This is a genomic window from Bradyrhizobium sp. USDA 4454 (genome assembly GCF_054822705.1).
Genome location: NZ_JBTRCN010000001.1, coordinates 4,360,954 through 4,375,403 on the forward strand (window position 1 = coordinate 4,360,954; position 14,450 = coordinate 4,375,403).

At 66.2% G+C, this 14,450-nt stretch carries 9 protein-coding genes; 2 read left to right on the forward strand and 7 right to left on the reverse strand.

The window, feature by feature from the left end; all coding sequences use genetic code 11:
• Positions 1-103 precede the first annotated feature (103 nt).
• The 5 genes from ACVIW0_RS20520 to ACVIW0_RS20540 all read right to left on the reverse strand — a co-directional run bounded on the left by ACVIW0_RS20520 (position 104) and on the right by ACVIW0_RS20540 (position 7,674).
• On the reverse strand, positions 104-973 hold the full coding sequence (locus tag ACVIW0_RS20520; protein ID WP_461353965.1) for an NAD(P)-dependent oxidoreductase: 870 nt from the start codon (positions 971-973) through the stop codon (positions 104-106).
• A 3-nt stretch (positions 974-976) separates the two neighbouring features.
• Positions 977-2,108, reverse strand: a protein-coding gene (gene prfB, locus ACVIW0_RS20525) for a peptide chain release factor 2 (protein ID WP_461353966.1) whose coding sequence is annotated in 2 segments (ribosomal slippage) — positions 977-2,038 and positions 2,040-2,108 — 1,131 coding nt in all. Because the reading frame shifts where the segments join, the coding sequence is not laid out codon by codon here.
• A 106-nt stretch (positions 2,109-2,214) separates the two neighbouring features.
• Positions 2,215-4,716: a penicillin-binding protein 1A gene (locus tag ACVIW0_RS20530; RefSeq protein ID WP_461353967.1), complete on the reverse strand. Its 2,502-nt coding sequence runs from the start codon at positions 4,714-4,716 to the stop codon at positions 2,215-2,217.
• Positions 4,717-4,983: 267 nt separating this feature from the next.
• Positions 4,984-6,321, reverse strand: a complete 1,338-nt coding sequence (locus ACVIW0_RS20535; protein ID WP_461353968.1) for an N-acetylmuramoyl-L-alanine amidase — start codon at positions 6,319-6,321, stop codon at positions 4,984-4,986.
• A gap of 615 nt (positions 6,322-6,936) precedes the next feature.
• Positions 6,937-7,674, reverse strand: a complete 738-nt coding sequence (locus tag ACVIW0_RS20540; RefSeq protein WP_461353969.1) for a hypothetical protein — start codon at positions 7,672-7,674, stop codon at positions 6,937-6,939.
• 63 nt (positions 7,675-7,737) lie between these two features.
• Here ACVIW0_RS20540 and ACVIW0_RS20545 point away from each other — a divergent pair, with 63 nt between their 5' ends.
• Both ACVIW0_RS20545 and ACVIW0_RS20550 read left to right on the forward strand, forming a co-directional pair.
• On the forward strand, positions 7,738-10,209 hold the full coding sequence (locus ACVIW0_RS20545) for an Rne/Rng family ribonuclease (protein WP_461353970.1): 2,472 nt from the start codon (positions 7,738-7,740) through the stop codon (positions 10,207-10,209).
• 105 nt (positions 10,210-10,314) lie between these two features.
• Positions 10,315-11,547, forward strand: coding sequence for an NAD(P)/FAD-dependent oxidoreductase (locus ACVIW0_RS20550; protein WP_461353971.1), 1,233 nt, complete (start codon positions 10,315-10,317; stop codon positions 11,545-11,547).
• Positions 11,548-11,670: 123 nt separating this feature from the next.
• Here ACVIW0_RS20550 and ACVIW0_RS20555 read toward each other — a convergent pair whose 3' ends face one another.
• Together ACVIW0_RS20555 and ACVIW0_RS20560 are read right to left on the reverse strand one after the other, a co-directional pair.
• Positions 11,671-13,005, reverse strand: coding sequence for a dicarboxylate/amino acid:cation symporter (locus ACVIW0_RS20555; RefSeq protein ID WP_461353972.1), 1,335 nt, complete (start codon positions 13,003-13,005; stop codon positions 11,671-11,673).
• A gap of 186 nt (positions 13,006-13,191) precedes the next feature.
• Complete coding sequence (locus tag ACVIW0_RS20560) at positions 13,192-14,379, reverse strand: pyridoxal phosphate-dependent aminotransferase (RefSeq protein ID WP_461353973.1); 1,188 nt, start codon at positions 14,377-14,379, stop codon at positions 13,192-13,194.
• Positions 14,380-14,450 lie beyond the last annotated feature (71 nt).

The window sequence follows — 14,450 nt, forward strand, 5'->3', positions numbered from 1 at the left end:
TCTGACGGCGACCGCGCTGGTCGGGCACTCACCTGCAGTCGCGGCGGTGACTAGCGCAGGCGTGCGAATATGCCCACCCGATTTCCGTGCATGGCGGCCCGGCCTATTTCGGCCGCGACACGATCTCGATCATCTGACCTTCGTCGCCATCGGGCGCATGGGACTTGGCCTTGCCGTAGGCGGCGAGCGCGGCGCGGCTCACGGGCACGCCGGGCAGCAGCGTCTCGGCGAGACGCACGGCGTAGTCGGCATCCTTGTGGCGCAGCGCCGCCGTGAACGACGCGCCGGAGAAATTGCGGTCGATCATCCGCTTGCTGTGGCGGATCACCTGCGGGCTCGCGGCCGCGCCGGTCGCCAGCGCTTCGGCGACCAATTGCATGTCGAGGCCGGCCTGCTCGGCGATCGCAACGCCTTCGGCCAGGCTTGCGATCTGCACCGCGCCGATCAAATTGTTGATCAGCTTGAACACGGTGCCGGTGCCGACCGCGCCGAAATGGCGGATCGTGCTGCCGATCGGCGCGAGGAACGGCTGCGCGCGTTCGAGATCGGCGGGATCGGCGCCGACCAGCAGCGTCAGCTTGCCGCTGGCTGCCGCCTCCGGCAATCCGGTGACGGGACAATCGATATAGATCAGGCCACGGCTGTTGAGCTCGCGCGCCATGTCGAGCGTGTGTTGATACGAAACCGTGGAGCATTCGATCGCGAGCGTGCCGGCCTTCATGGTGGCGGCGGCGCCGTCCTTGGTCAGCCAGACCGCGCGCGAGGCCTCGTCGTCGGCGACCATGGTCACGACGGCATCGGCATCGATCGCGGCATCCTCCGGCGAGGTCGCCCAGATCGCGCCGCGCGCGATCAGGTCCTCGGCCTTGGCCTTGCTCCGGTTCCACACCGCGACGGTGAAACCGGCGTCGAGGTAGCGGCCGGCCATGCCGTGGCCCATGCGCCCCAATCCGATGAAAGCGACGCGCGGCATGGCCTAATCCACATCCTCGACGGAACCGGGCCCGGTGCCGAAGGCACGTTGCGCCAGCGTTGCCGCCATGAATTCATCGAGGTCACCGTCGAGCACACCCGAGGTGTCGGAGGTCTGCACGCCGGTGCGCAGGTCCTTCACCATCTGGTACGGCTGCAAGACGTACGAGCGGATCTGGTGGCCCCAGCCGATATCGGTCTTGGCGGCCTGATCGGCCGCAGCCTGCTCCTCGCGCTTCTTCAGCTCGATCTCGTAAAGCCGCGCACGCAGCATGTCCCACGCCTGCGCCCGGTTCTTGTGCTGGGAACGGCCGGCCTGGCAGACCACCGCGATGCCGGTCGGGATGTGCGTCAGGCGCACCGCCGACTCGGTCTTGTTGACGTGCTGACCGCCGGCGCCGCCCGACCGCATGGTGTCGGTGCGGACATCGGACTCCTTGATCTCGATCTTGATGGTGTCGTCGATGACAGGGAAAATCTGCACCGACGAAAACGACGTGTGCCGCCGCGCGTTGGAATCGAACGGCGAGATGCGCACCAGCCGATGCACGCCGGCCTCGGTCTTCAGCCAGCCATAGGCGTTGTGGCCGGAGATCTGGATGGTGGCGGACTTGATGCCGGCCTCTTCGCCCTGGGACTCCTCGAGGAACTCGATCTTGAAGCCGTGCTTCTCGGCCCAGCGCGTGTACATGCGCAGCAGCATCTGCGCCCAGTCCTGGCTTTCGGTACCGCCGGCGCCGGCATGGACTTCGAGATAGGAATCGAACTTGTCGGCCTCGCCCGAGAGCAGCGCTTCCAGCTCGCGCCGGGCGACTTCCTTCTTGAGGTCCTTGAGCGCCTTCTCGGCCTCAGCGACCACACCGGCATCGTTCTCGGCCTCACCAAGCTCGATCATGCCGACCTGGTCCTCGAGCTCGCGCTCGACCTTGCCGATGCCCGAGAGCGCGTCCTCCAATGAGGTGCGTTCCTGCATCAGCCGCTGGGCCTTCTGGGGATCGTTCCAGAGATTGGAGTCTTCAGCGAGCTTGTTCAGCTCAGCGAGGCGTGCCGTCGATTGTTCGACGTCAAAGATGCCTCCTCAGCAGCCCGACTGACTGCTTGATCTCTTCAACAAGGCGTTCGATTTCCGCGCGCATGGTCTTTCAGGTGTTGGCTAAAAAGGTTCCGGGGGATGTAACGACCGGCGCGGCAAAGCGCAATCGGCTTGGTCGCACTATCCTGCCGATTTGGAGACCGAGACGACTAATATAGCCCCCCGGTTCCCGGCCGCATGAAGAAGCCGCCATCGGGCTGCCCGCCACTCTGCGACGGCTGCGGACCAGGTGCGGGGCCGCGGCCGTCGGCATCTGCGACGCCGATCACGGAATAGTTCTCCGGCGGAGCGGTGCCCGGCTTGAAAGCTTCGAGGATGGTGTTGCCGCCATCGCCCGGGCCGGCGCGCATGCCGGTCTTTGCATCGACGCGGATCAGCTTGATGCCGGCCGGCACCTTGAACGGCGTCGGCGGCTTGTCGGCGAGTGCAAGCTTCAGGAAGTCGCGGGCGATTGGAGCTGCCACGTGGCCGCCGGTCGCGGCGCGGCCGAGATTGCGCGGCTTGTCGTAGCCCATGTAGACGCCAACCGCGAGGTCCGGCGAGAAGCCGACGAACCAGACGTCCTTCTCGTCGTTGGTGGTGCCGGTCTTGCCGGCGATCGGCTTGCCGACCTCCTTGACGACGGTCGCGGTGCCGCGCTGGACCACGCCTTCCATCATCTCGGTGATCTGGTAGGCGGTCATCGGGTCGAGCACCTGCTCGCGGCGGTCGACAAGCTGCGGCTCGGGCTGGCTCTTCCAGCCGCCGGGCGCGTCGCAGCCGCGGCATTCGCGGGTGTCGTGCTTGAAGATGGTGTGGCCGTAGCGGTCCTGGATGCGATCGATCAAGGTCGGCTTCACGCGACGGCCGCCATTGGCGAACATCGAATATGCCGTGACCATGCGCATCACGGTCGTCTCGCCGGCACCGAGCGCGTAGGACAGATAGTTCGGCAACTCGTCATAGACGCCGAACCGTTTTGCATACTCGCCGACCAAGGGCATGCCGATGTCCTGGGCGAGGCGCACCGTCACCGTGTTGAGCGAGCGCTGCAACGCGTTGCGCAGCGTGGTCGGGCCGTAATACTTGCCGGTCGAATAGTTCTCCGGACGCCACACGCCGGCACCCTGCCCCTGATCGATCTCGATCGGCGCGTCGATCACGGTGGTCGACGGCGTATAGCCATTGTCCAGCGCCGATGAGTACACGATCGGCTTGAACGACGAGCCGGGCTGCCGGTAGGCCTGGGTCGCGCGGTTGAACTGGCTCTGGTCGAACGAGAAGCCGCCGACCATCGCGAGCACGCGACCGGTCCACGGATCCATCGCCACCATCGCGCCGGAGACTTCAGGCAATTGCCGCAGGCGATACTGGCCTTCGACCGGATTGCCGTCCTTGGTCACCAGCGGGTCGGCATAGATCACATCGCCCGGCTGCAACACCTGCGAGACCGCCGTCGGCGCCTTGCCCTTGGACTTGGCCCAGCGCACCCCGTCCATCGTGATGATGCCGGTCTGTCGCTCCTTGCTGACCGCGCCGCCGAGTTCGCGGCCCGGCTGGAAGCCGATCCGCGCCGACTGGTCGCTGGTTTCCAGCACCACCGCCATCCGCCAGGGCGAGATGTCGGACAGCGATTTGACGTCGGCAAGCTTGACGCCCCAATCGCCCGACGCGTCGAGCTTGTGAACCGGCCCACGCCAGCCCTGCGCCTCGTCGTAATTGACGAGGCCGGCGACCATGGTCTTGCGCGCCATCACCTGGATCTTGGGATCCAGCGTGGTTCGGACCGACAGGCCACCCTCGTAGAGCTTCTTCTCGCCATAGCGCTCGAAGATGTCGCGGCGCACTTCCTCGGCGAAATATTCGCCGGCGAAGATATGCGCGCCGTTGGAGCGGTTGGTGACGTTGAGAGGATCCTTGCGCGCCTTGTCGGCGTCGGCCTGCTTGATCCAGCCATTCTCCAGCAGGCGGTCGATCACGTAATTGCGGCGCTCGATGGCGCGGTCACGGTTGCGCACCGGATGCAGCGCCGCCGGCGCCTTCGGCAGCGACGCGAGATAGGATGCTTCCGCGATCGTCAGCTCGTTGACCGACTTGTCGAAATAGACCAGCGACGCAGCCGCGATGCCATAGGCGCCGAGCCCGAGATAGATCTCGTTGAGATACAGCTCGAGGATGCGGTCCTTGGAATAGGCGCGCTCGATGCGCATCGCCAGCAAGGCTTCCTTGATCTTGCGGCTGAACGAGACCTCGTTGGTGAGCAGGAAGTTCTTGGCGACCTGCTGGGTGATGGTCGAGGCGCCCTGCGGGCGACGGTTGGAGCCGTAGTTCTGCGCATAGAGGATCGCGGCGCGCGCCATGCCGGAATAGTCGATACCGCCGTGCTCGTAGAAGTTCTTGTCTTCGGCGGCGAGGAACGCGTTGATCACGAGCTTCGGCACCGCCTGGATCGGCAGATAAAGCCGCCGCTCTTTGGAGTATTCGCCGAGCAGCGCGCCGTCGGCGGCATGCACGCGGGTCATCACCGGCGGTTCGTAGTCCTGGAGCTGCGAGTAGTCCGGCAGGTCCTTGGAGAAATGCCAGATCGCGCCGGCGACGGCGGCGACCCCGACCAGGAACACGACCGTTCCGGCGGCGAACAAGAAACCCAAAAACCGCACCAGCAGGCGCATTATCGACGTTCCGTTCCTACCCTCGGGCGCCGAATGGTTCGAAGCGCCTGTCCAAAAGTGCGAAAGCCTCACACAACGACGCCTCCCACAGCGAGGCTTCCAACAACGAAGCTTTGGCCCAGCGAGCCACCTTGCGCACGCGAATATACAAGAGCCGCCGGACAATATGGCCGATTCTGCGGACCTGCGGTCCCCTGTGTATACCGTCGCCGCTGTGGCCAAACTAGGGCTTCCGGGCAACGGCACCGGCTTTTCAGGCCGCCGATTTCACTTTGCCGCTCCGGCAGTTGCGAGCCGTTTCGCAAAGAACGCATCGATCGCCTGGACCATCGAGCCGACCGCCTTGTTGCGCCAGTTCTCGGAGACCAGATGCTCGAGATCGCCCTTGTTGGAGACGTAGCCGATCTCGACCAGCACGGACGGCACGTCGGGCGCCTTCAGCACCCGGAAGCCGGCCGATTTCAGCGGATGCTTGTGCATCCGCACCGTGCTCTTCATCTCGTCCATCAAGAGACGGGCGAAGCGGTTGGAGAAGGTCTTGGTTTCGCGCTGCGCGAGGTCGATCAGGATGTCGGCGACCTCGGTCGGCTCATCGGTCAGGTTCACGCCGGCGATCGCGTCGGCCTTGTTTTCCGCTTCCGCCAGCCGCTCGGCCTCGGCGTCGGAGGCCTTGTCCGACACCGTGTAGATCGTGGCGCCCTGGGCGTCGCCCTCACGGCGCGGCAGCGCGTCGGCATGGATCGAGACGAACAGCGCCGCGGACTGCGAGCGGGCGATCTTCACCCGGTCGTTGAGCGGGATGAAGGTGTCGTCGGACCGGGTCATGACCACGCGATACTTGCCCGATTTCTCGATCCGGTCGCGCAGGGCAAGGCCAAAGCCCAGCACCAGGTTCTTCTCGGTCTGGTCACCGGATTGGGTGCCATTGTCGATGCCGCCGTGACCGGGGTCGATCACGATCAGCGGACGCGGGTCGGTGGTCGTCACCGGCGGCAGCGCCGCGGTCGTGACTGCCGGAACGGTCGCGGTGGTTTCGGAGATCGCCGGCTTCAGTTCGGGCCGGCCCTCGGGTGCGAGCGACTGCACGAAGCTGGTGCGATCGACCTCCTCGAAGTCCAGGACCAGCCGCGGCGGCTGGCCATTGGCGGCGTCGAGCACGTAGGCGCTGGCGATCTTCACCGGCCCGTTCAGGTCGAACACGATTCTGGAGCCGCCGGGCATCACGAGCCCGTAGCGAAACGCCTTCACCAGCCCCCGCCCCGTCGCACCGGTGCCGGCGGGGAGCTGGAAATTGACCTGCGGAATATCGACCACGACGCGATAGGGATCGGCCAACGGGAAGGCGCGAAACTCGATCTTGCGATCCAAATCGAGGATGAATCGGGTCTGCTTGTCGTCGCCGGCGATCCTGGCGCCGGATGCGACCGGTAAGTCCGACGCGCTGGCGGCCGGGGCACTGGCGGCCGGGGCATTGGCAGCTGGTGCAGCCTGCCCATTCTGCAGACCCTCGGCCGCGCTCGGGGCGCTGGCCACGGCAAACACCAATGCTGCAGCGCACAACAGCCCGCCGCCCAGAAAAACAAGGTGTTTTGCGCGGTTCTCCACCCGATTCGGAGCCTCCCAGCTATTTCTTACCGCATTAGAACCGCACGGTTAATCGCACCCTAATGACGCCCCAATGAAAAGAACCGAGTGTTGCGGCGGCGTGACGCTTCCCTTGCACGCGGCGGTCAATCCACGTATGTACGGGATGCTGACGGCTAGTACTCCCGGTTGTGTCGCGTTCAGCCTCCCGGTGCAGCGGTGGAACCTTCCAGATCGAAGATCCTGCCGTGTTTTTCCGGTCCCTCCCCAGCCAGCGCCGCGCGCGGCTGACACGGAGTGGCGGATTCAAGCCCGAGCGGCGTCCGGTCCCAGACACACTCCCTCGCCAGAGGGACGGTTTGAGACACGGCATAACCGATTATCCGGTCCCTTGGGGCCTCGATATGCGATGGCCAGCAGGTGCTTCGGCGCCGGGCCGGGCTTTCAGCAAAAGATACGGCGGTATTTCTCGCCGCCAACATGTTTAGACGGGCCGACGCTTAATGCGCCAGACTGCATTGCCGACCAGGATCTCCCGAATGATCGCGCTGACGCGAGGTGAAAACCTCGCCCGTCGCATCATCCCGGTGGGTTCCCGTCCGGCGCTGTGCCGCGAGATGCGTTTTGGCCTTCCCCTCACCCCCGAATCAGGTGGACCGTCGCGTCACCGGGCGGCGCAGTTTGCGCGCGCCATGATCCGCGCCCGCCGCCGTCAAGAGTTCCAAAATGCCCAACAAGATGTTGATCGATGCCACCCACCCGGAAGAGACCCGGGTCGTTGTGGTCCGCGGCAATCGCGTCGAAGAGTTTGATTTCGAGACCGCCCAGCGCAAACAGCTGCGCGGCAACATTTACCTCGCCAAGGTTACGCGCGTCGAGCCGTCGCTGCAGGCTGCCTTCATCGAGTATGGCGGCAACCGTCACGGCTTCCTGGCCTTCAGCGAAATCCATCCTGATTACTACCAGATCCCGGTCGCCGACCGTCAGGCGCTGATCGAGGCCGACGAGCGCGCCCATCGCGAGGCCGAGGAAGAGCACGAGAACCGCGGTCATCGCCGCCGCTCGCGTCACCGCAATGCCCGCCGCCGCGGCCATGGCGACCGCGTCCAGAGCGAGGTGATCGAGGGTGCTGCCGACGCACCACCGCAGCCCGCGATCGAGGCGCACGAACATCCGGCCGATGCCGAGCATCATGAGCATGATGCCGGGCATCACGACCATGACGTGGTCGCCCATGAAGGTCACGAGCATGAGGCGCACGATCATGCGCATCACGAGGACCATGAGCATCAGCACGATCACGCGCATCACGACCATGGTCACGACGATCACGGCCCCGATGATCACGATCATGACCACCACGACCATGAGCACGACCACGCATCCGCGCTGAGCGAGGCGCCGGCAGCCGTCGTCTCATCGGACCCCGTCGTCGCGGTGGTCGAGGCCTCCGTTGCGTCCGCCGCGCCGGAGGTCGTCGAGGCCGCGGAGGTCAATCATGAGCCTGAGCGGGCCCATGAGGAGCAGGTCGAGGAAAACGCCGCGCATGCCGACGACGCCCCGCACGTGGCTGGCGACGAGGTGCACGCCGTGGACGGCGAGCATGCGGTCGCCGAATACGCAGCGGTCGCCGAAGTGGCCACGCCGGAAGCCCGGCATGGCGACGAAGCCGGCGAAGATGACGAAGAGGACGACGGCGAAGAAGGCGAGGAAGAGGACGTCGTCGAGTCCGTCGGCGGCGACGATGTGCTCGAGGAAGTTCCGGAGCGCACGTTCCGCCCGCGCCGCCAGTACAAGATCCAGGAAGTGATCAAGCGCCGGCAGGTGATGTTGGTGCAGGTCGTCAAGGAAGAGCGCGGCAACAAGGGCGCGGCGCTGACCACCTATCTGTCGCTCGCCGGCCGCTACGCCGTGCTGATGCCCAACACCGCGCGCGGCGGCGGCATCAGCCGCAAGATCACCTCGGCCCAGGACCGCTCGCGGCTCAAGGAAGTGGTGCAGGATCTCGACGTGCCGGAGGGTATGGGGATCATCCTGCGCACCGCCGGCGCCTCCCGCAGCAAGCCGGAGATCAAGCGCGATTTCGAGTACCTGATCCGGATGTGGGAGACGGTGCGCGACCTGACGCTGAAGTCGCAGGCGCCGACCCTGGTCTACGAGGAAGGCTCGCTGATCAAGCGCTCGCTGCGCGACCTCTACAACAAGGAGATCGACGAGATTCAGGTGGCGGGCGAAGCCGGCTATCGCGAAGCGCGCGATTTCATGAAGATGCTGATGCCGGCCAATGTGCGCGCGGTGAAGCAATATCGCGACGGCCAGCCGCTGTTCTCGCGGATGGGCGTCGAAAGCCAGCTCGACGCGATGTTCTCGCCGACCGTGCAGCTGCGCTCCGGCGGCTATATCGTGATCAACCAGACGGAGGCGCTGGTCTCGATCGACGTCAACTCCGGCCGCGCCACGCGCGAGCACCACATCGAGGACACTGCGCTCAAGACCAATCTGGAAGCCGCGGAAGAAGTCGCGCGACAGTTGCGCCTGCGTGACCTCGCGGGCCTGATCGTCATCGACTTCATCGACATGGACGAGAAGCGCAACAACCGCGCGGTCGAGCGCAAGCTGTCCGACTGCCTGCGGCAGGACCGCGCGCGGATCCAGGTCGGCCGCATCTCGCATTTCGGCCTCTTGGAGATGTCGCGGCAGCGCATCCGCGCCAGCATGCTGGAGAACTCGACCGAGCCCTGCCCGCAATGCGGCGGAAGCGGCCATGTCCGTTCAGTCTCGTCGGTGGCGCTGCAGCTCTTGCGCGGTATCGAGGAAATCCTGATGAAGGGCGCGACCCACAATCTGGTGGTCCGCACCCGCACCGATGTCGCGCTCTATGTGCTCAATCACAAGCGCGGCCATCTGCGCGACCTCGAGGACGCCTTCCGCGTCTCGCTGTCGATCGTTGCGGATGCCACGGTGCACGGCCAGCAGTCCTACATCATCGATCGTGGCGAGCAGGTGCATACGCTCGAAGCCGCCAAGGCGCTGCTTGCCGCGCAGGCCGCTGCCGCACCGGCGCCGGCCGACGAGGCCGACGACGAGGAAGAACTGTTCGACTACGAGGCCGAGATCGAGACCGACGAGACCGAAGGGCTCGCCGACGACCGCGCGGCCGGCGAGGAATCAGGCGCGGCCGAGGGCGAAGGCGACGGTCAGCGCCGCAAGCGCCGCCGCCGGCGCCGTGGCCGCGGGGGTGGCAGCGAAGCGCGCGACGGCGCGCAGCAACCGCGCGAGGACGGCGACCTCATGCACGTCCTGCCCGAAGGCAGCGAGGCGGTTGCCGCCGGCGATGCCGAAGGCGATGAGGAAGAAGGCGACGAGCAGCAGGGCGCAGCCCGCGACGACCAGGCCGGCAATGGCGATCGCCGCCCGCGCCGCCGCGGACGTCGTGGCGGCCGCCGCCGGCGCGGCAGCGGCGGACCGGATGACGGGCTCGCCGGATCGATCTCCGACGAGTTGAGCCCGGCGCCGGCGTCCGAAGCCACTGAGGCAGTCGCCGATTTCGATAGCCATGACGCGGAGCCGGCTCCCTCGCTCGTGCAGCCCGAGCTGGTGGCCGCGCCGCCGGAATGGCAGCCGGTCGAGACCGCCGTTGCGGCGCCTGCGCCGGAGGCTCCGGCCGCAGCCGCCGAGGACACTGCCGCCGAAAGCGACCGCGCGCAGCGCCGCCGCTCCACAGTCCGCGAAAAGGTCAGCTTCGCATCGAGCCCGCAGCCCGACGCGCCGGCGCTGGCTCAGAGCCCGGCGGTGGAAACCGCCCCTGAACCCGCGGCAGCGGCAACTGCCGAGCCGGCGCCAGCCGCCGCGACCGAGGCTCCGGCCCGCAAGGGCTGGTGGTCGCGCCGCTTCGGCGGCGGCAACTAAGGCTCCTGCAAGTCAAAACGCCCGGTTTCACACCGGGCGTTTTTATTGGACAGCATTCCGTTCGTCAGAGCCCGGCGTAACGGAGCCTGACGGAGACGGATTCCGATGCAAAGCGCGATCGTTCTTGGCGGCGGCATGGTGGGCGTCAGCACCGCGCTGCATTTGCAGCGCCGCGGCTGGTCGATCACGCTCGTCGACCGCAGGGAGCCCGGCCGCGAGACCAGCTACGGCAATGCGGGCATCATCCAGAGCGAGGCGGTGCGGCCTTACCCGATGCCGCGCGATCCCGCCGTCCTCGCCCGGATCGCGATGGGGCGGACCAATGATGTGCGCTATCGCCTCGCCTCGCTGCCGCGGCACGCCGGTCCGCTGCTACGCTATTGGTGGAACTCGACGCCCGAGCGGCACCGCGAAGCCACCATCGCCTGGGCGCGCCTGATCGCCCACGCCACCGCCGAGCATGACACGCTGATCCGCGAAGCCCATGCCGACAACCTGATCCGCCGCGGCGGCTATCGCCTGCTGCATCGCGATCCCGTGGCGCTGGAGCAGGCGATCGCAGTCGCCGAAGAGAACCAGCGCGACTTCGGCGTGACGTTCCGCGTGCTGGACGGCAAGGCGCTCGCCAAGGCGGAGCCGTTGCTGCGCGACGACCTGCCCGGCGCCATTCACTGGCTCGGGCCGTGGACCGTGTCGGACCCCGGCGGTCTGGTCTCGGCCTATGCCGGATTGTTCGAGCGCCTCGGCGGCACGTTGCTGAACGGCGATGCGCAGACACTGGCGCAGACGCCATCCGGCTGGTCGGTCGACACCGCGGGCGGTCGCATCGATGCCGCCCATGTCGTCGTCACGCTCGGGCCGTGGTCACCGCAATTGCTGCGCAAGTTCGGCTACCGCATTCCGCTGGTGCGCAAGCGCGGCTACCACATGCACTACCAGGGCGGCCGCTCGCTCGACCTGCCGCTGGTCGACACCGCGAATGGCTATGCGATGGCGCCAATGGCCAAGGGCATCCGCATCACGACCGGCGCGGAGTTGACGGGCCCCGACGCACCGGCGACGCCGATCCAGCTCGGCTACGCCGAAGCCGCCGCGCGCGAGCTGCTCGAGATCGGCAGCCGCGTCGAGCCTGAGCCGTGGTTCGGCACCCGCCCCTGCACCACCGACATGCTGCCGGTGCTGGGACCCGCGCCGCGGCATCGCGGGCTGTGGGTCAATTTCGGCCACGGCCATCAGGGCTTCACGCTCGGCCCGGCAACGGCGCGCGTGCTCGCCGAAACGATGAACGGCGAGGCATCCGCCGTGGACACCTCGCCATATCGGTTGGACCGGTTCTAAAGCGGGATGAGTTTTGATTGAATCGGCTTGGCGCGGTTTCGGTTCACCTCTCCCCGGCGGGGAGAGGTGAACTTTCGACGCCGTTGCAGCTCAACCTAGTCTCATATGCTTTAGCTCTGCGACTCAGTCCGTCGTCACCGCCGTCTCCATGTCGGTCGGATCGATCTGCCGGGCGAGATTGGCGTTGAGCTTGTCGCGGTCGAGCTCGCCCTCCCACCAGGCGACGATCACGCAGGCGACGCCGTTGCCGCACAGATTGGTCAGCGCGCGGCACTCGCTCATGAACTTGTCGATGCCGAGCACGATCGCCATGCCCGGCACCAGCCGCGGATCGACCACCGCAAGCGTCGCCGCCAGCGTGATGAATCCCGCGCCGGTGATGCCGGAGGCGCCCTTCGAGGTCAGCATCGCCACGATCAGGATGGTGATCTGCTGGCCAAAGGTGAGGTCGAAGCCGAGCGCCTGCGCGATGAACAACGTCGCCAGCGTCATGTAGATGTTGGTGCCGTCGAGGTTGAACGAATAGCCCGTGGGCACCACGAGGCCGACCACGGATTTCGAGCAGCCGAGCCGTTCGAGCTTCTCCATCAATGACGGCAGCGCGCTCTCCGAGGACGAGGTACCGAGCACGATCAGGAGTTCGTCCTTGATGTAGGCCAGGAACCTGAAGATCGAGAACCCCGCGACCCGCGCGATGATGCCGAGCACCACGAACACGAACAGTGCCGCGGTCAGATAGAACGTCGCGATCAGCCCCATCAGATTGAGGATCGCGCCGGTGCCGAACTTGCCGATGGTGAAGGCCATCGCGCCGAACGCACCGATCGGCGCCGCCCGCATCACGATCGAGATCACGCCGAACACCGCATGCGCGGCATCGTCGATGAACGAGCGGATGGTGTGACCGCGCTCGCCGAGGCCCATGATCGCAAAGCCGAACAGCACCGAGAACAGCAGCACCTGCAGGATCTCGCCCTGCGCGAAGGCGCCGACGACGGTGTCCGGGATGATGTGCAGCACGAAGTCGACGCTCTTCTGCGCCTCCGCCTGCTTGGCATAGCCGGCAACCGCCTGCGCGTTGGCCGCCGCATTGCCGAAGCCCGCGCCCGGCTTCACGATATTGCCGACCAGCAGTCCGATCACCAGCGCGAAGGTCGAGACCACCTCGAAATAGACCAGCGCCTTGACGCCGATGCGGCCGACCTTCTTGGCATCTTGTATATGGGCGATGCCCGAGACCACCGTGCAGAAGATGATCGGCGCGATCACCATCTTGATCAGCTTGATGAAGCCGTCGCCGAGCGCCTTGATCCACTCATTGGTGGCAAGCGACGGCCAGAACGCGCCGACCAGCGCGCCGAGCACGATCGCGATCAGGACCTGGACGTAGAGAATCTTGTACCACGGCTTGCCACCGGCGCTGGCCGGTGCAGCCGTGGCAACGGTTGCCGTTGCCATGTTTCACTCCCCCTCAGAAATGGCGGAAATAGCCAAGATCAACTTAGCCGTTCAAGTCAAATGGAACTGTGTGGGCCTTGCGGTTTATCCGCGGCGATCTGTCGCGTTGCCCCCCCCTGCCGAAACCAGGGCCGGTGCGCGAAACCGATCGAACCGCCAAGATGGAAGGCTCTTGAAGATTGGGCGCTATTTAAGCCAATGCGCGATCCGCGCAACTGCTTCCTGCATATCCGCGGCCGAACGGGCATAGGAAAAACGAATGAAGGCGCGGCCGTGGATCGGGTCGAAATCGACGCCCGGGGTCGCTGCGACACGGGCCTTCTCGAGCATCTCACTGGCAAAGGCGAAGCTGTCGGAGGTGAAGTCGGAGACGTCAGCATAGAGATAGAATGCGCCGTCGGCGGGCAAGAACTTGGTCAGCCCGGCCTTCGGCAGCCCCTCGATCAGGATGCGGCGGTTCTCCTGATAGCCGCGCTTGATCGCCTCCATCTCCTCGCGGCCTTCGAACGCCGCTTCGGCCGCGATCTGCGACAGCGTCGGCACCGAGATCGACAAATTCTGCTGCAGCCGCTCGATCGGCCGCACCAGCATGTCGGGCACCACCATCCAGCCGACCCGCCAGCCGGTCATGCAGAAATACTTCGAGAACGAGTTGATCACGAGCGCGTTCGGCGACAGCTCCGCCGCCGTCACCGCCGGGAATGCATAATCGAGCCCGTGATAGATCTCGTCGGAGATGAAGCGGATGCCGGCGCCGTCGGCGGCCGCCATCAGGCTCGACAGCGCCTCGCGCGACATCATGGTGCCGGTCGGATTGGCGGGGCTGCCGACCAGAACACCCTTCAACGGCGCCTTGCGATGGGCGGCCAGCAGCGCCTCGCCGGTCAGCGCGTGGCGGGTAGCGCCGGAGGTCTCGATCAGCACCGGCTCGCAGCCGAGTGCCGTCAGGATGTGCCGGTACGGCGGATAGCCGGGCACGGTGACCGCGACCCGGTCGCCCGGCTCGAACATCGCAAGGAACGCCAGGATGAACCCGCCGGACGAGCCCGTCGTGACGATGATGCGCTCGGCATCGACCGTGCAGCCATATGTGTCGCTGTAGTGCCGGGCGATGCGCGCGCGCAGTGAGGGAATGCCGAGCGCCGAGGTGTAATCGATCCGCCCGTCGACAAGCGCGGCCTGCGCGGCGGCAATTGCAGGCTTCGGCGCGGACGCGGCCGGCTGCCCCACCTCCATATGGATGACGTGGCCGCCCGCAGCCTCGATTCGCGCCGCGGCGGCCATCACGTCCATCACCATGAACGGCGGAACGTCGCTCCGGCCGGACGCTTTCAAAAGGCTGCTCACACGGTCTCTCGCTGTCGCTTCACGCATGGATTTCTGCTATTGCACGGCCACTGCCGGATTTGGGTTCCCGCTTCCTGCGACCCGCCCCAGACTGGCCG